This is a genomic window from Caulobacter sp. FWC26 (assembly GCF_002742645.2).
In the GTDB taxonomy this organism is placed as follows: domain Bacteria; phylum Pseudomonadota; class Alphaproteobacteria; order Caulobacterales; family Caulobacteraceae; genus Caulobacter.
Window position 1 is genome coordinate 4,310,350 of record NZ_CP033875.1, and the last position, 17,946, is coordinate 4,328,295.

The window sequence follows — 17,946 nt, forward strand, 5'->3', positions numbered from 1 at the left end:
GATTCAGCCCAGAACGCCCTTCTTCCGCAGGCCCTCGAGGGCCTCCGGACGCATTCCGACCACCTCCGCCAGCACCGTGTCCGTATGCTCGCCCAGGGTCGGCCCCGGCCAGCGCACGCCGCCGGGGGTTTCGGTGAGCCGGGGAAAGGCGTTCTGCATCTTGATCTCGCCGAACACGGGATGCGGAACCGTAACGATCGACTCGCGGGCCGCGAACTGCGGGTCCGTCAGCATGTCGGGCGCGCGGTAGATGCGGCCGGTGGCCAGGCCTGCGGCCTCCAGCTTCGGCAACAGGTCGTCGATCTCCTGATCGGCGGTCCAGGCGGCGATACGGGCGTCCAGCTCGGCCTGATGCGCGCCGCGTGCGGCGTGATCGCGATAGCGTGGATCGTCGGCCAGATCGGGTCGCTCCATCAGGTCGCAGAGCCGGCGAAACAGGGTGTCCTGGTTAGCCCCGATCAGCACGAGCTCGCCGCTCTTGGTCGGATAAACGTTGGACGGCGCAATGCCCGGCAACACCGCGCCCGACCGCTCGCGGACATAGCCTGTGAGGTCGTATTCGGTGACCAGGTTCTCCATTACCGTCAGCACGCTTTCATAGATCGCCGTGTCGACCACCTGCCCCCGTCCGGTGCGCTGGCGGGCGTGTAGGGCCATCATCACGCCCAGCGCCGCGTTCAGGCCCGACAGGCTGTCGCCGATAGAGATGCCCGCGCGCGCCGGGGGGCGGTCAGGTTCGCCGGTGATATGGCGCAGGCCGCCCATCGCCTCGCCCACCAAGGCATAGCCGGCGCGGCTGGAATAGGGACCGGTTTGCCCGAAACCCGACACGCGCGCCATCACCAAGCCCGGATTGGTCTTGGCCAGGGCCTCGTAACCCATGCCCCACTTCTCCAGGGTGCCGGGGCGGAAGTTCTCGACCACCACATCAGCCTTGGCGATCAGGGCGCGGGCGATGTCTCGGCCTTCCTCGGCGCGCAGGTCCACCGTGACGGACTTCTTGTTGCGGCCGATCACCGGCCACCAGGGCGATAGACCCCTGGGCTTGGAGCGCCCCCACTGGCGCATAGGATCGCCGACCTTGGGATCCTCCAGCTTGATCACCTCGGCGCCGAAGTCGCCCAACACCTGGCCACAGAAGGGCCCGGCGATCAGCGAACCCATCTCGATCACCCGCAAGCCGGCCAATGGACCCTGGCTCATGCGAATTTCCCCCACGCTTGAGGAACCGATCACGGCCCCGTGATGTTCTTGTTTGCACGACGGCGAACCGCGGCGCCGCCCCCGATCTCTCATCGCAGAGACCTTCAGTACAAAAAGAACCCCAGGGAAAGACAGCCATGACCCGTCATTTTCTCGTCGTCGGCGCCGCCGTCGCCGCGCTGAGCCTCGCCGCCTGCGGCCAGAAGTCCGATGAAACCAAGGGCGCCGCCACGCCGGCCGAACAGGCCGCGACGCCGGACGCCAACCCCGCCGCCACGGTTCCGACCATGGCGGACGAAACCAAGGCCGATGTGTTCGCCACCAAGATGGCCGACAGCGACATGTTCGAGATCGAAGCCGCCAAGCTGGCCGCCTCGCGCTCGACCAATCCGTCGGTGAAGAAGTTCGCCATGATGATGGAGACGGCCCACAAGAAGACCAGCGACGGCCTGAAGTCGGCCATCTCGGCTTCGGGCGTGGCCTTTACGGCGCCGACCATGCTGTCGAAGGACATGCAGGACGAGCTGGACGACCTGTCGAAGGCCGACGCCAAGGACTTCGACAAGGAGTATGCCGACGCCATGGTCGACGCGCACCAGGCCGCGCTGAACCTGCTGCAGCGCTACGCCCAGGACGGCGACACACCGGCGCTCAAGACTTTCGCCGCCGAAACCGCGCCGAAGGTCCAGGAGCATCTCAACATGGCCGAAGGCCTGAAGAAGGGCTTCGAAACCGGCGAAGACGTGGCCAAGGCCCGTCAGTAGTTACGGAATGGCGTAGGCGACCGTCGCCTTGGCGGCGGCGCGCTCGCGCCCTTCGGTCCACATCAGGACATCGACCGTCGCGATCCGACGGCCGAGTTTGAGCAGGGTGGCCTCGGCATAGAGGTCGCCCGGCTTGCAGCCCCGAAGAAAGTGGATGTTGAGCGAGGTGGTCACGGACAGGGCCACCTCGCCGATCCGCGCCAGGATCATGGCGTAGGCCGCCGTGTCTGCCAGACTCATCATCGTCGGGCCGGAGATGACGCCCCCCGGCCGCAGTTGCCGGGACGCATAGGGCAGCTTCAGCAGCGCCCGGTCACCCTCGACCTCCAGAACCTGCGGCATCTGCTCCGGATCAACTTCGGGAAAGGCGCGATGCAGGAACGCGTTCAGCGCCCCCGCATCCATGCCGATTTCAGCCTCGCCGCTCACCCGCCGACCTTCACCGTATTGTCGTCACCGTTGCGGTCGATCACCGTGTTGTACGGATCGATCCCGGCGAAGCTGGGCGCCTTGTCGACGGTGAAGGTGAAGCGGTTCTCGCCCGAGCGGATCGGCCGGCGCTGATACAGTACGACGTTCTTGGCGGCGAAGCCCTTGTCGCCCGGCTTGGCGGTGAACAGGCCGATATCCATCGTCTCGCTCAGCGCGGCGTTGGTTTCCTTGCCCTTGCCGTCGGCGTACTTTTTCTGCGCGTCGACCACGACCGTCACGTCGAACTTGCCGTCGGCGCGCTTCTTCACCGCCGCGCTCTTGGTCTTCAGGTCGTAGAGCGTGATCTTTTCGAAGAGGTCGGTAATCAGCGCCTGCTTGTCGGCAGGCGCTTCGGCCCGGAGCGCGGCCATAAAGTCGAGCGTGGTCGGATACGGCGCGCCCTTGAAGGCGTGGTCGGCGATCAGCTTGCGCAGAGCGCGGTTGACGGCCTCTTCGCCGATCTGATCCTGCAGCCGGTACATCACCAGCGAGCCCTTGCGGTAATAGACGTAGGGCTGGTTCTCGACCTTGTAGAGCGGCTGCTCGTCGATGACGTCGCCGCCCCGGGCCCGCAAATAGCTGTCCAGCTCGAACTTCAGGAACTTGCGGATCTGGTCTTCGCCATAGGTGTGCTTCATCACCATCAAGGCCGAGTACTGGGCGAAGGTCTCCGACAGCATGGCGCCGCCCTGCTGGTTGGCCCCGATCACCTGGTGCGCCCACCACTGGTGGCCGATCTCGTGCGCGCCGACATAGGTGACCATGTCGATCTTGGTCGGGTCGCGGTAGTCGGAGATGAAGAACATCCCCTCCGACCACGGAATAGTGTTGGCGAACGACTGCGCGAACTGAGCGTAGTCGGGGAACTCCTGATAGCGCAGCTGGCGGAACTGATAGGGGCTGAAATTGGCGCCCATATAGTCCAGTGAGCGCTTCATCGACGTCTTCATGCGGTCGATGTTCCAGGCGTGCTGGGCGTCGTAATAGACCGCCAATTGCACACCCTTGTAGGTCTCCTCGGCCACCCTGTAGCGGGCCGACTGGATGGAGACGAACGGCATGATCGGCGCCTCGGTGACGAAACGCGCGGTGCGGCGGCCGTTCTTGACGGTGTCGGACACCTTGTAGCCCGGCGCGATCGGCGTCTGGTCGGCCACGGTGGTCACCGTGATGTCGGACTGGATGAAGTCGGCGTCCTTGCGCAGGCCGTTGAACTGCATCGAGGCGACATCGCCCAGCTTGGCCATCCGCTGCTCGGGCGGCAGGCCGTATTTACGGCGCTTGGCCCTGTCGGTCAGCAGGCCGTCGCGCGACATGCCCAGGATCGGCGCGATCTCCAGATTGTTCACGAAGGTCCCGTTGTCGACGACCCGCGTGTCCTGACCGCTATTGGGGAAGCCGCGCTGGGCCCGCAGGGTGATGAAGCTCATCTTGCGCTGCTCGCCGGGCGCCATCGGCGTGTCGAAGGCGAAGATGCGATAGTTGAACGTCTCGTAGGTCTTCTTGGGCCGCGCGCCCTCGATCGACAGACCCTTGACCGTCAGATCGCGATCGAAGCGGACGTGGATTTCCTTCAGCGCCGCGCCGGTCCTGTTCTCCAGAACGTACGAGCCCTTGGTCTCCAGGCTGGGCGCGTGGGGTTGGATGTCGATCTCCAGCGTCTGGGCGATGATCTTCGGCTGAGGAACGTTCTCGAACGGCAGCAGGGTCTTTTCGTAGTCGGCCTGCCACTTCTCATCGTCGATGCGGGTGCGGTACTCGTTCCAGACGTTAGTGTTGACGTAGATGAACCCGCCCAGGGCTACGAAGGCGACCAGCGATACCCCCATCAGCATCCCGGCCCCACCGCGAAGGCGAAGTGGCAGGCGACGCAAGCGCGGCAGCAGGCGGCTCTCTGTTCCTCGCCGCCACAAGCCATAGGCCAGCACCAGCAGGATCAGCGCGAAGGCGGTCCAATAGGCGCGCAGCCACCAGGCCCCGATCCAGAACTTGCCGAGGCCGTTCATGTCGGAGAAGGGCGTGTCAGTCGTGGCGCCGTAGTTGTAGAGCTTGTGCTCGAAGCCGAGGTTCGTGAACGTGATGGTGCTGACGATGTAGATCACCATCAGCGCCCAGCCGATGAACTTGTGCGGGCTGATCGTCTGCAGGAACACCGCCAGCACGGCCACCAGGATGAAGTCCACCGCCTGCGGCAGCACGTACCAGAGCAGATACTTCTCGAGCTCGAAGTTGAAATAGCCGTGGAACACCTGGCTGAGCACGGCGGCGACCACGCTGATCAGCAAGGTGGAGATCAGCACGAGGCTGATCGCCAGGGTCTTGGGCGCGACGAACGCCCAGTCCGGAACCGGGGTGGCGTCGATGATCTCGTGGGTCTTGCGCTCACGCTCGCGCCAGACCAGCTCGCCCGAGTAATAGATGGCGATGATCATCGGGATCAGGCCGAACGAGCCAAGCAGCGGAAAGAGCAAAATCCGGGTGACCGGATAGACGACACCGCCGTAGCGGCCGGCCTCGGTGGCGAACCACAGCGAGCCCATGGCGTTGGCCAGGCCCAGGAACAGCAGCACGAAATAGGCCGGGCTCTTGAACACCTGCCCCATGTCGAGGCGGGTGCGGACCATCAATTGGGCCCAGGCCGTCCGGCGGTCGAACACCGGGGTCGGCAGCGGGCCGGTGGCGACGGGCGCAGCGTCGGACGCCGCGACCTTGGTTTTCTTGGCGGCCTTGCGCTGGCCCGAAAGCTCTGCCGACTGGAAGCGGAACAGGCTGTAGGCGAGCGCCAGGAAGCTGGCCGCCAGAGCCAGGACGAACACCCGATTGAACAGCAGCGCGCCGGCCAGCGGCGGGGTCAGGCTATTGCGCTCGCTGGCGGTCCAGTACTTGGTCGCCAGGCCGAAGGCGGCGGTGCCCAGCGGCTCCCAAAGCGCCGCGCCCTTCTCGTATTCGGGCCGATCCAGCGCGATGCCGGCGACGACATACAGAACCAGGAAGGCGATCACGCCGACATAGGTCCACATCATCGAACGGGTGACGGTGGCCAGGGCGAAGAAGATCGCCGAGGTCAGCAGGATCGACGGCATGGCCAGGGCGAAATACGAGAACAGATAGGCGTTCAGGCTGTTGGGTCCGAGCCGCTCGGGGTCGACCCAGGGCATGAACGAGCCGATGAAGATGGCCAGGGGCACGACCAGGAACGAGATCGCCGCCGCCAGGAACGCGCCGGTGAAGCGGCCGTACAGGTAGTCGAACTTGCGGATCCGTGTGGACCGCAGGATCGGGCCAAAGCCCGTCTCGTCGTCCCGGACGACCACATTGGCCACGAAGGCCGTGGTCACGAACATGTAGAAGATCGACAGGATCAGGTGCGTATTGGCGATCGCGTATGGGGCGTTCTTGTGGATGTTGCCGCCGCCGCCGATCCGGATCTGATCGATCGTCGCCGCCCCGAACGTCATCAGGAAGAAGATGACCGCCACCACCCAGAACACGGGCGACTTCAGCTGGTAGCGGAGCTCAAAGCCCGCGATCTTGCCAAACATCAGCGCGTCCTCCCTACGCCGCCTGGCGCGAACGGGTGGACGACAGGGTGGAGAAGTAGACGTCCTCCAGCCCGCCCTCGACGGGGGTGAAGCCGGCGCCCGGATCGGTCTCGGACTCGATGTGGATCACGGTGCGGCCGGCCAGCAGGCGGGTGGAGATGACCTTGTACTGCGCCTTGGCGGCCTCCAGCTCGGGCTTGTCGATGATCTTCTTCCAGATCCGCCCCTTCAGCTGGGCCACCAGATCGGTCGGCGCGCCCTCGCGCACGATGGCGCCGTTGCAGATGATGGCCATGGAAGGGCAAAGGTCGGAGACGTCCTCGACGATGTGGGTCGACAGGATCACGACCACGTTCTCGCCGATCTCGGCCAGCAGGTTCAGGAAGCGGTTGCGCTCCTCGGGGTCGAGGCCGGCGGTCGGCTCGTCGACGATGATCAGGCGCGGATCGCCGATCAGGGCCTGGGCGATGCCGAAGCGCTGGCGCATCCCGCCCGAGAAGCCGGCGATGGCCTTCTTGCGCACGTCCCACAGGTTCACCTGGTTGAGCAGGTTCTCGACGGTTTCCTTGCGCTCCTTGCCGCCCGAAATCCCCTTCAGCACGGCCATGTGGTCGAGCATGTCGTAGGCGGAAACGCGCGGATAGACGCCGAAGTCCTGCGGCAGGTAGCCCAGCGTCTTACGCAGGTCCTCGGGGTGCTTGAGCACGTCGATGTCGCCGAACCGGATATGGCCGGAGGTCGGGGCCTGCAGGGTGGCGATGGTGCGCATCAGGGTCGACTTGCCCGCGCCATTGGGGCCCAGCAGCCCATACATCCCGCGCGGGATCGTCAGACTGACCTCGTCCAGGGCCCGGGTCCCGTTGCCGTAGACGTGGGTCAGATTCTCGATGATCAGCATGGTCTTCCTACTGCCCCCGATCGAAGCCGGATCGCCGCCGGCCAGAACGGCGCGGCGGAGCCGAACTCCAAAGTTTCCAATTCAGCGCCCGTCGCACCGGATGTCGCCACCCGCGTTACGGGCACCTTAGCCCTAGTCCCCGACGGCGAGATGACTCGACGACGAGCGCGGCGGCAAGTGAAAGAACGTTTAGAGCGCCCGTTCAACTGTCTCATTGCCGAACAGCGACCACTTTGAGTCCGGATTTCACGGTTTCGCGACCGGGGTTTTGACACACGGCGTTTGGGTCTACAGGAAGCGCCATGACGCTCTACGCTTTTCCCCCGCACGCCATCCCGACGGTCCCGGTGGAGGGATCGGACGCCGTGTTTCCGGTCCGCCGGATCCTGTGTGTCGGCCGCAACTACGCCGCTCACCGCCGCGAAATGGGGGGCGACGATCGTGATCCGCCGTTCTTCTTCGCCAAGCCCGCCGACGCGATCGCGCCGCTGGCCGCAGAAATCGCCTATCCGCCGGCGACCAGCGACCTGCATCACGAGATCGAGCTTGTCGTCGCCCTGAAGGCCGGCGGCGCCGGCCTGTCGGTCGAACAGGCCCTGGCCTGCGTGTTCGGCTACGCGGTCGGCGTCGACCTGACGCGCCGTGACCTGCAAGGCGCGGCCAAGGCCAAAGGCCAGCCCTGGGAAGCGGGCAAGGCCTTCGACCAGAGCGCCCCGATCAGCGCTCTGCGCGTGATGGAAGCCCCTGCGGCCGAGGCGGCGGTGACTCTGTCGGTCAATGGCCAGGAGCGCCAACGCGGTCAGGTCGGCGACATGATCTGGAACGTCGGCGAAGTGATCGCCAAGGCCAGCGAGCTTTGGACCCTTTCTGCAGGCGACCTGATCTTCACCGGCACCCCCGAAGGCGTCGCCGCCATCGCGCGCGGCGACAAGGTCATGGGCGAGGTCGAAGGCGTCGGCCGCCTGGAATTCACCCTCGTCTAGCGCCAACGCGCCCTCCGACATCCCGCGAGAGACTGCGATGAAGCTTGTCCTGCACAGCGCCAAGCGCGCCAGCGCGCCCTATCGGGTCCGCATCGGCCTGAACCTGAAGGGTCTGGACTTCGAACTCCGCCCCGTGGACCTGGTGGCCAACGCTCATCACGGCGAGGCCTACCGGGCGTTGAACGCCCAGGCCCTGGTCCCGACCCTGGAGGTCGACGGACGCCCCCTGACCCAGAGCCTGGCGATCCTGGAATGGCTAGAGGAGACCTTTCCGGAGCATCCGCTGTTGCCCCCCGACGCCTTCGATCGGGCCAGCGTCCGGGCCATGGCCGAGATCATCGCCTGCGACATCCATCCGCTGAACAACCTGCGCATCCTGCGCCAGTTGACCGCGATGGAGATCGACGAGCCAGCCCGCAACGCCTGGGTGGCCCGGTGGATCCGAGACGGCTTTTCCGCGTTGGAGCCGATGGTGGCTCAGCACGGGCGGGGTTACGCCTTCGGGGATGCGCCTGGGCTGGTCGACTGCCTCTTGGTCCCGCAAGTGTTCAACGCTAACCGCTTCAATGTCGACTTGACCCCGTTCCCCGCCATCGAAGCCGCCGTCGCGCACGCCCGAGCCCACCCGGCCATCGCCGCCGCTCACCCTGACCATCACCCGGAGCGCTAGATGCTTGAGGACCTGAAAGCCAAAAACGCCGCCTGGTCGAAAAGCAAGACCGCGGTCGATCCGGACTTCTTCAAACGCCTGGCCAACCAGCAGAGCCCCGAATACCTGTGGATCGGCTGCAGCGACAGCCGCGTGCCGGCCAACGAGATCGTCGGCCTGGATCCCGGTGAACTGTTCGTCCACCGCAACGTCGCCAACCTGGCTCCGCCGCAGGACGCCAACTATCTGAGCGTGCTGCAGTTCGCGGTCGACGTGCTGAAGGTCAAGCACATCATGGTCGTGGGCCACTATGGCTGCGGCGGCGTCGCGGCGGCGATCGACGGCAAGCGTCGCGGCCTCGTCGACCACTGGCTGCACCCGATCCGAGAGGTCCACGCCGAGCATCGCCACGAGTTGGAGGCGATCCCCGAGGAGCGCGCCATGCTCGACCGTCTGACCGAGCTGAACGTCACCCGCCAGGTGCGCAATGTGGCCTCGGACGTCTTCGTCCAGGACGCCTGGGCGCGGGGCCAGTCGCTGGCCGTGCACGGCTGGGTCTATTCGCTGGCTGACGGCCTGGTGAACGACCTCAATGTCGGCATTGCTGGGTTGGAAGACTATCAGCGCGCGGTCGGGCAGGCGGGCTGAAGCCTATCCGCCGCGAATCCGCACGCGGGCCGTGGCCTTGCGCCCTTCGGTGTCCACCACGGTCAGCCTGTAGAACCCTGGCGCGGCCGGCTTCCAGATCGCTCGGCCGCTGACCGGATCAGGGTCGAGCGGCGCGCCCTCCACATACCAGGTGAGGCCCTCGCCCTCGGCGGCAAGGACCAGGCCCCGCGCTTTGCCCCCCAAAGCGTCGACCTGCACCGAAGCACCGTCGGGCGGGAAGATCAGGCGTGGGCCGTCATCGGCGGCGCGGAGTTTTTGCAGCGCCGGCGGCGCGGCCTTGGGCGCGATCGGGCGCGGCGCGGAGCCTTGCGCGCCGATCGCATCCGCCACGTCGAACAACAGCGGCAAGGCTGCGTCGCGACCCGTCAGCCCGCCGCGCGCGCCGCCGTCGGCGCGGCCCGTCCAGACCAGGATCGCATAGCCGCCGACCACTCCGGCCGCCACTGCGTCGCGGAAGCCGTAAGAGGTGCCGGTCTTGAAGGCCATCGACGGCCCGCCCCGCGTCAGGGCCGAAGGCGCGCGCCCCTTCGGCGCGGGCGCCTCACGCAGGATGTCCAGCACCTGCCGCGCCGCCTCGGGGCGGACGAGGCGTGTCCCGGCGGCCTTTTCGCGCGCCTTGGCGTCCGCCTCCGTCCAGGTCAGGGGCTTGGCGATCCCGTTGTCGCCCAGCGCCGCGTACAGCATGACGAGATCGCGCCAGGTAATCCCCTCGCCGCCCAGCGCCAGGGCCAGGCCTGCTTCCTTCAACTGCGCCTTGGGCCGCGCCAGATGCGCGCCTGCCGCCTCGATCCGGCCGGCGAAGGTCTCGGGACCCAGCTTTTCCAGCGTGGCGACGGCCGGAACGTTCAGGGAATGGGCCAGCGCCTCGCGCACGGTCACCTTATCATGGAACACCCGGTCGAAGTTCTCGGGCTGATAGTCGGCGAAGCGGGTGGCGCTGTCGGTCAGCTGGGTGTCGGCGGCCACCAGGCCATCATCCATGGCCATCGCGTAGATGAACGGCTTCAGCGCCGACCCCGGCGAGCGCAGGGCGCGAGTCATGTCGACCCAGCCGCCGGCCCGGTCTCGGCCTGCCGAGCCGACCGAGGCGCGCACCGCCCGATTGCGGATCTCGACCACCAGGATCGCGGCCGTGGCGTCCGGCCCCTGGGCGGCGGCGACGGCGGCGGCCATTGGCTCCAGGCGCGACTGAAGGTCCGCGTCCAGGGTCGAGACCACGCTGGCCTGGCCCTTGGGCGCGGCCCGCGCCAGTTCGCCGGCGGCATGCCAGGCCAGAGTCGGGAAGGCCGCGCGCCTGGGCAGGGGCTCGTTCTCGGCCTCATAGGCCGCCGCCTCGCTGATCGTTCCGCCCCGCACCATCTTGTCCAGCACCGCGCGCCGCGCAGCCTTGGCCACCTCGGGCCGGCGGTCCGGGCGGCGGGCCTCGGGCGACTGCGGCAGGGCGATCAGCAGAGCCTGCTCGCCATCGGTCAGGCTGGAGGGCTCATGGCCGAAATAGCTGAGGCTGGCCGCCCGCGCGCCCTCCAGATTGCCGCCATAGGGCGCGAGCGTCAGGTAGAGGGCCAGGATCTCGCGCTTGGAGAGGCGCGCTTCCAGTTGCACGGCCCGGACCATCTCGATCAGCTTGGAGCCCAGGGTGCGCGGGCGCGGCTCCAGCAGGCGGGCGGTCTGCATGGTCAGGGTCGAGGCGCCGGAGGTCACCCGACCATGAACCACCGCCGAGCCCACGGCGCGAACCAGCGATAGCGGATCCACCCCCAGGTGCCACCAGAACCGGGCGTCCTCGACCCTGATCAGGCGCTTCTGAAACGTCTTGTCGGTGCGTTCCAGGTCGGCGCGAATCCGCCAGCGACCGTCCTCGACGGGCAGGGCCCGCAGCCAGGCGCCGCGCCGGTCCAGAACCACCGGCGAGGACTGCTGCGCCCGGGTCATGTCGGGCGGGAAGACGGCGCCGAGGGTGAAGAGAGTCAGCTCGACGGCGAGAACGGCGATCAGGACCTTGGTCAGGCGGGGGACGCCGTCGCTCATCTTCCCCCTCCGGGGGAGGAGGATGCGCAGCATCCGGAGGGGGCGAGTCAGGGAAACCCCGCCGGAAACGTCCAGACCCCTCACCGACTGGCCCCCTCCGGGCCTGCAGCCCTCCTCCCCCAGAGGGGGAAGAAGGCCGATAAGCCGTCACGTATCATGGCCCCGGCGCGATGGTCGCGCGCGAGGCTGTGGACCGCGCCTCGATGGCCGGACGGTACATGTCCTTGGCCACCGCGCCCGGCAGGAAGAACGACCCCGGCGTCACCGCCCGCGCCACATAGGCCAGCGCGAAGGCCTTGTTCCCCTCCAGGTCCACGGCTGCGATGAAGCGGTCGTCACGGCTTTCCTGCACGTCGGCGGCGGTCAGCTCGCCCAGGAACTTGAACGGACCATTCTGGGCGTCGTCGGCGCCCAGGGTGGTCTCGATCTCGAACCCGGCCGGCAGGGCGTCGTCGACCACCAGAGCCATCGAGCGCGCCTGCATCGAGCGGCCGGAGACCAGCACGATGATCCGATCGCCCTGACGGATGCTCGCCGGGTCGATCGCCGCGCCGCTCATCGACAGCAGGCGCTTGCCCACCGACAAGCCGCTGGCGCTGGCCGGCGGCGCGGATACCGGCGTGCCGCGCACGCTGACCGTGCGCCACAGAACGCCCTTGCCGGTGTTGACGAAGCGGGCGTCAGCCAGCTTGCCCACCGCCCAGCGCGGGGCGCCGCCGGCCGGCGGCAACGGATTGGCGCCGGTGGCCTGGATCGAGATCGGACCTGAGGCCTTGATCAGGGCGTTGGCCGCGTGCAGCAGCGCCGCCTGCTCCTGAGTGTTCAGGGCGTCGGGATCCTTGACCGAGTTCTCCAGGCGTCCCTGCATCTGGCGAGCCACGTCCATCATGCCGGACTCGGCCGCCAGGGCCGTCAACACGGCGGTGTCGCGCAGGGCCGACTGGTACCAGTCCATCTCGTCGCGATAACCCAGCGATCCGACCGCCTGGCGCATGGCCGAGCGGGCGCGGGCGTTGTCGCCCATGCGGGCCAGGCCCGCAGCGACATAGGCCTTGGCGATCGGCTGGTCCTCATCCTTCATCTGCACGTCGTGCCACCAGCGCAGGCGAGCCAGATCACCCTTGCCGGCCTTGGCCATCACATAAAGGGCGTACGCGCTGGCGCGGCGGCGCATCCGCTCGGTGGCCTTCTTGGAGGCGTCCTCGTTGCTGGCCCACCACCCCGGATACTCCATGCGATAGGCGACCGAGGCCCAGCCTTCGGGTCGGCTGACCTGGCGCATGGCGCCCACGGCCTTGTCGATGGCCGCATCCGGCACGGCCACGCCCTGCGCCTTCGCCTCCAGAAGGAAGTCGACGACATAGGCGCCCAGCCACGGATCGGCCTCGCCGTCGCCGACGCGCCACAGGCCAAAGGCCCCGTCGAGCGTCTGGCGGTCCAGCAGCTTGCCCACCGCGCCCGCGAGGGCGGCCGGGGTGCGCTTGAGCTTGGGGTCGTTCGAGAAGGTCTGGGCGTACAGCAGCGGATAGGCCGTCGAGACCAGTTGCTCGGTGCAGCCGTACGGATACCGCTGCAGCGCCACGGCGATCGCCGAGGGGTCAAAGCCCCGGATCGGCGAGTAGCTGACCTGCATGGTCACATCGCCCGCGGCCAGGCCCGCCAGCAGCGGGTACGAGGGCGTGAAGGCCTCGCCCGGCTTCTGGGGCTCGGTGGTGGTGCGCACGATGTCGCCCCAGCCCAGGCGCGTCTGGATCGGATAGTCCTTCTGGGTCGCAAAGCCCGGACCGGCGACCTTGAAGCCGATCTTGCCCACGCCCGTGACGTCCGGCGCCAGGAACGGAATCTTCTCGGCGACGCGCTGGCCCAGCACCAGCTGGAACACCTTCTTGAAGGCCACCTTCAATCCGCCCATCGAGAAGGCCTCGGCGGTGTAGGCGCCCGGCTTGCCCTCGACATTGTGCAGCTCCAGCGTGGCATAGGCCTCATCGCCCGGCGCCAGGAAGCGCGGCAGGTTCAGGTCCGCCACCACCGGCTGGCGCACGGTCAGCGGCTTGGAGGCCGAGCCGACGGCGGTGTCGGTCCAGGCCACGGCCTGGATGCGCAGTTCGCCGTTGAAGTCGGCGGCCGGCAGCTTGACCACCGCCTTGCCGTCGAAGCCGGTCTCCACCACGCCCGACCACAGGGCCACGGTCTTGATCGGGGTGGTCGTCAGGCCTTCGCCGCCAATCTCGTCGCCGCCGAAATTGACGTTGGCCGGCGCGCCCATGTTCGGGTCCAGAAGACGACCGTAGTCGTCGCGGTAGTTGAGGGTCAGGGCCCGTTTGCCGAAGTACCACTTCACCGGGTCGGGGCTTTCCTGGTGGGTCAGGCGCAGGATGCCCTCGTCCACCGCCGCGATGGTGATGCGGGCCTTCTGGCCAAGGCCCATGCCCGACACCTTCACCGGGATCTCGACCGGCGCCTTGCTGTCGATCTTGCTGGGCGTGCCCAGGTCGACGGTCAGCTTGCGGCCCTTGGGGTCGATCGGCACATAAACGAGACCCAGCGCCCGACGCGGCTTGGGCGAGGCGACCGGGTCGCGCGGCTGGATGACGCTGACCATGACATAGGCCCCGCCGCCCCAGGCGGCCGAGGTCTTCAGGCGGACGGTCGTCCCGTTCTCGCCGACGCTGACGGTCTTGAGGTCGATCAGGCGATCGGTGGCGACCGCGATCTGGGCCTCGCCGGCATAGGGCGGCTTCAGGGTGATCTCGACCGTGTCGCCTTGCGCATAGGTCTTGGTTCCGGCGGTGACGCGGACGACGTCCGGCGCCTCGCCCTCACGGGCCGGCGCGCCCCAGCCCGCCGAGAAGCGGGTGACCGTCTTGGCCCCATCGGCCCCTTCGACCTCGAGGCGATAGTCGCCCCAGCCCAGGCGTCGGGCGATCTTGGCGGGCTGGCCCGCGCCGATATTGACCTGAGCCTTGGCGACGATCGCGTCGCGACTGCTGCGCCGCCACTGCCAGCGGCCGTTCTGCTGGAACCAGTCATAGTCCCAACGCTCGGCCACCAGCGTGTAGGTGGCGGTGGCGCCGATGCGCTGGCCGGCGGCGTTGACGGCGATGATGTCGAGGCTGACGGGCGGATCGCCCTTGCCCGACTCGCCCTGCTCGACCTTGACGCCGTAATAGACGGCCTTGGTCCGGATCTTCAGCTCCAGCCCCTCGCGCACCGGACGGCCGCCCGGCTCGAAGACGGAAGCCGTGACCGAGGCCACCAGCGGTTGGGCGTTGTCGCCGACGTCGCCGGTTCCAACCGACAGGATCGCGTGGCCTTCGCCGTCTGTCACGGTCGAGCCGAGGTCAAGGTACTTTTCGTCGAACGGCTTGCCCTGGTCGCCCCACGCGAAGCCCTTGAAGGCGGGGAACGGATCGGTGTCGGCGCGCAGGCGCGCCTCGCCCTGGGTCTGCAGGCCCGCGCCCGGCGCGCCATAGAGGAACCGGGCCGAGACATCGACCTTGCGGGTGTCGCCCGCGCCGAGCGGCACGGTTTCCTGGCCCGTGGCGGTGACGGCCAGACGCTGGGGCGCGAAGTCTTCGACGGAGAAGCTCAACGACCCCGTCGCCTCCTCGATGCCTTCGACATGCAACAGCGCCGTCCAGCGCCCTCGCGGCGCCGAGCGCGGCAGGGCGATGTCGGCAAGAGCCGCGCCGGCATTGGCCTGGCTGAACGGATAGCGGCGGAACTCGACGCCGGACGGACGCTTGACGATGATCTCGCCCTTGCGGTCGTTGACGGCCTTGGCCATCCGGTCGCGGATCATGGCGGTCAGGTGGACCGTCTCGCCCGGACGATAGATGCCCCGGTCGGCGTAGAGATAGCCGTCGATGTCGGCCGCGACGCTGCGACCGTCGACGCCGCCTTCGGTGCGGCCGCCGACGCCCTGCTTGGACAGGTCCACCGGCGAGCGGTCGAGGTCCAGCAACGCCAGATCGCCTTGCGCCCCATAGGCCATGACCATCTTGGCGCGCTCGGCGCCCTGGCCTTTCAGCAGCGGACGCAGGAACCGCACGCGGCCGTCGGCGTCGCTCTGCGCCTCGGCCAGGGGCTCGCCGTCGGCGGCGACCAGGGCCACGCGCACGCCCGACAGGGTCTTGGCGCTCTTGAGCGAGCGGACCACGACATCCAGGCTTTCCGAGCCGTCATAGGCCAGCATGGCCATGTCGGTGAATACGATCCAGCGGCGGGCCTGGGCGGGATTGTTGTCGCCATCGTCGGGATCGCGGCCGCCCGAGGCGTCGCGCGCCTTGATGACGAAGGCGCCGGCCTTCATGTCCTTGAGCACAGCGCCCAGCGGGAAGACCGTGGTAGCCTTCTGGCCGGTCGCGCCGCCAGCGACCTGCACAGTCCCCTTCCAGACCTGGCGACCGTCGTCGCCGACGGAATCCTCGCCATAGTCGCCGGCCCAGTCGCCTTCGCCGGTCGGCTCTGGCGCGCTGATCGACTTGCGAACTAGGTTGCGGTCCGGCACGCGCCAGACCTCGATGGCCAGGCTTTGGACGTTGATCGTCTCGATGGCGACGCCGTCGGACTCCTCGCGCGGCAAGATCACGCCATCGCCGGCGAAGCCGACATAAGGGGGCTTCTCACCAAAGGTGAAGTCGACGTCGGCGTTCGCGCCCAAGGTCTCGCCGCCCTTGGCGGGCAGCCCCTTGAGCAGGGTGATGCGATGGTCGGTGAAGCCGATCCCGCCCAAACACAGCTCGTCGCCCTTCACCCGAACCGAAGGCTGCCGGCCGATGTCGGGCGAAAGCAGCACGAAGTCGGCGTAGGATTTCGAGGCGTCCAAGTCGCGGCTCATGCGGATGCAGGCCAGCGGATCGGGACCGCTGCTGTCGACGCGGGTCTGCCAGACGGCGAAGCCCTCGGGCTTGGGAATGCCCCGGCGCGGCGCGCTGGCCGAGCGCGGCTTGCCGAACAGCGACCAGGCCTCGCCCTTGACCGTCTCCGCGCCGGCCGGCTTGCCGCCGCCGAAGAAATGGCCGCCTTTGCCGACGGCGAAGCCGCCGCCGAAACCGACCACCAGGGCCCCGGCCAGAGCCAGGGCGACGGGCCCATTCAGGGCGGTCGGCCAGCGGTCGGAGAGCGTCTGACGCAGGCTGTCCCAGCGCGAGCCCAGGCCGCGACGGGAGTCGCGGCCGCCTTCCGGCGGCGTCTCGTCCGTCGACATCCCGATATCTCCCCTGCTCGCCTAGGCTCGGGGCGACTTGAGCCTAAGCCGCGACGGGGGTCAACGGCGGGACGATGACGATATTATGCGTCGAACGCGACCAGTCCGGTGGTCAGATCGTAGCAAGCCGAGACCACCTTGAGGCGACCCTCCGCCAGCTTTTCGGCCAGCACCCCGTCGGCCACCTTCAGGCGGGCGGCGACGTCGCGCACATTCTGGCGAATGGCCGCGTCCTGCAAGTCCGCCGGATGGCGCTCCTCGGCAGCGACCACCGCCGGCAGGATCGGCAGCACCATTTCGTGGAGCGCGCCATGCAGGTGCGCGTGCTTGGTGGCGACATCGACCGCCGCGCCGACGGCGCCGCACTTGGTATGGCCCAGAACCACGATCAGCGGCGCGCCCAGGTGCTCGACGGCGTAGATGATCGATCCGAGGCCCTCGCGGCCGACCGTGGAGCCGGCGACGCGGACCACGAACAGTTCGCCGAGATTGCAGTCGAACACCAGTTCCGGCGCGACCCGACTGTCGGAGCAGCCGACGACGATCGCGAACGGCTTCTGGCCGTTGGAGAGCTCAGCGACGCGCGCCAGCGACGGCAGCATCAGATTGGCCCCGCCTCGCGCGAAGATCGCGTTGCCGTGCTTGAGGCGGCCCAGCGCTTCCTCCGGCGTCACCTCCTGCGGCGGCGCATGGCTTTCGGGCTCGTGGGCGGGGTCCGGCTCCATCGGCTTGACGCTGGCCAGCGCCTTGTCGAGCGCGGCCTTGTCGCTGGCCTGATGCTTGAGGGCGCTGGCGGTGCGCCGCCCCTTCTTGGTCAGCACGCTAGGCCCGTGTCCCTCGCCCTCGGCGAAGGCCAGCGCGGGCGCGGCCATGCCGGCCAGCGCGCCCAAAAGGAGCCGTCTCGAAACCATCTCGTCCCCCGACGCGGTTGGATGTCGGCGAGACGTTAGGCCAAGACGGTTCAAGACAAGGTTAATCGATCCCTACAGCGGCAATTCGACACGCTTGACCACCGTGCGCATGGCGATGCTGGAACTGACCCGCACCACACCGGGGATCCGGGTCAGTTCCTGGGCGTGGACGCGCTCCAGGTCATCCACGTCACGCACCACCAGACGCAGAAGATAGTCCGAGCCGCCGGTCATCAGATAGCATTCCGCCACCTCCCGGACGCCGGTGACGGCCTTCTCGAAGGCGCTCAGTGCGCTTTCGGCCTGGGACGACAGGGTCACGGTCACGAAGACGCTGAGCGGCAGGCCCACGGCCCGCTCGTCGATCACCGCAGCGTAGCGGCTGATGACCCCCTGCTCCTCCAACGCGCGCACGCGGCGCAGGCAGGCCGACTCCGACAAACTGACCGCCTCGCCCAGCTCGACAAAGCTGGCGCGCCCCCGCCTTTGCAGCACGGTGAGGAGCTTCCGATCGAAACTATCGAGTTCCACGGCGGCTTTCTTCATGACTTGACTATATCACGCAGGATTCCTGCATCAAGTCGCACGCCGAGGCCGAAATCGCCAAGAAACCTGCGAA

The 17,946-nt window shown here is 67.9% G+C and carries 12 protein-coding genes; 4 read left to right on the plus strand and 8 right to left on the minus strand.

From position 1 onward, the window contains the following. Positions 1-3: 3 nt before the first annotated feature. Positions 4-1,203 carry a CaiB/BaiF CoA-transferase family protein gene (locus CSW63_RS22185; RefSeq protein WP_082749537.1) on the minus strand — a complete coding sequence of 400 codons (1,200 nt, stop codon included), beginning with the start codon at positions 1,201-1,203 and terminating at the stop codon, positions 4-6. A 137-nt stretch (positions 1,204-1,340) separates the two neighbouring features. Between CSW63_RS22185 and CSW63_RS22190 the strand changes: the two genes are divergently transcribed. Further along, positions 1,341-1,967 carry a DUF4142 domain-containing protein gene (locus CSW63_RS22190; RefSeq protein WP_062096638.1) on the plus strand — a complete coding sequence of 209 codons (627 nt, stop codon included), beginning with the start codon at positions 1,341-1,343 and terminating at the stop codon, positions 1,965-1,967. Here CSW63_RS22190 and CSW63_RS22195 read toward each other — a convergent pair whose 3' ends face one another. The 3 genes from CSW63_RS22195 to CSW63_RS22205 are packed head-to-tail and all read right to left on the minus strand — an operon-like array spanning position 1,968 to position 6,878. Continuing rightward, positions 1,968-2,396 carry a PaaI family thioesterase gene (locus CSW63_RS22195; protein WP_062096640.1) on the minus strand — a complete coding sequence of 143 codons (429 nt, stop codon included), beginning with the start codon at positions 2,394-2,396 and terminating at the stop codon, positions 1,968-1,970. Further along, positions 2,393-5,980 carry a M1 family aminopeptidase gene (locus CSW63_RS22200; RefSeq protein ID WP_062096642.1) on the minus strand — a complete coding sequence of 1,196 codons (3,588 nt, stop codon included), beginning with the start codon at positions 5,978-5,980 and terminating at the stop codon, positions 2,393-2,395. Before CSW63_RS22200 ends, CSW63_RS22195 begins: the two co-directional genes overlap by 4 nt. Before the next feature lie 13 nt (positions 5,981-5,993). Next, the gene (locus CSW63_RS22205; RefSeq protein ID WP_062096645.1) at positions 5,994-6,878 is read right to left on the minus strand and encodes an ABC transporter ATP-binding protein; all 885 of its coding nucleotides are present in this window, start codon (positions 6,876-6,878) and stop codon (positions 5,994-5,996) included. 302 nt (positions 6,879-7,180) lie between these two features. Between CSW63_RS22205 and CSW63_RS22210 the strand changes: the two genes are divergently transcribed. The 3 genes from CSW63_RS22210 to CSW63_RS22220 are packed head-to-tail and all read left to right on the plus strand — an operon-like array spanning position 7,181 to position 9,158. After that, on the plus strand, positions 7,181-7,861 hold the full coding sequence (locus tag CSW63_RS22210; RefSeq protein ID WP_062096647.1) for a fumarylacetoacetate hydrolase family protein: 681 nt from the start codon (positions 7,181-7,183) through the stop codon (positions 7,859-7,861). A 37-nt stretch (positions 7,862-7,898) separates the two neighbouring features. Beyond that, positions 7,899-8,531, plus strand: coding sequence for a maleylacetoacetate isomerase (gene maiA, locus CSW63_RS22215; protein ID WP_062096649.1), 633 nt, complete (start codon positions 7,899-7,901; stop codon positions 8,529-8,531). Further along, positions 8,532-9,158, plus strand: coding sequence for a carbonic anhydrase (locus tag CSW63_RS22220; protein WP_062096651.1), 627 nt, complete (start codon positions 8,532-8,534; stop codon positions 9,156-9,158). Positions 9,159-9,161: 3 nt separating this feature from the next. Here CSW63_RS22220 and pbpC read toward each other — a convergent pair whose 3' ends face one another. The 4 genes from pbpC to CSW63_RS22240 all read right to left on the minus strand — a co-directional run bounded on the left by pbpC (position 9,162) and on the right by CSW63_RS22240 (position 17,873). Beyond that, positions 9,162-11,207, minus strand: coding sequence for a penicillin-binding protein 1C (pbpC, locus tag CSW63_RS22225; protein ID WP_062096652.1), 2,046 nt, complete (start codon positions 11,205-11,207; stop codon positions 9,162-9,164). A 154-nt stretch (positions 11,208-11,361) separates the two neighbouring features. Continuing rightward, entirely contained in the window at positions 11,362-16,422 is a 5,061-nt protein-coding gene (locus tag CSW63_RS22230; protein ID WP_062096654.1) for an alpha-2-macroglobulin, read from the minus strand. Between the two features lie 77 nt (positions 16,423-16,499). Continuing rightward, on the minus strand, positions 16,500-17,327 hold the full coding sequence (locus CSW63_RS22235) for a carbonic anhydrase (RefSeq protein ID WP_082749539.1): 828 nt from the start codon (positions 17,325-17,327) through the stop codon (positions 16,500-16,502). 72 nt (positions 17,328-17,399) lie between these two features. Continuing rightward, positions 17,400-17,873 (minus strand): Lrp/AsnC family transcriptional regulator, encoded by a 474-nt coding sequence (locus tag CSW63_RS22240; RefSeq protein ID WP_062096658.1) that lies wholly within the window; start codon positions 17,871-17,873, stop codon positions 17,400-17,402. Between the last annotated feature and the right edge of the window lie 73 nt (positions 17,874-17,946).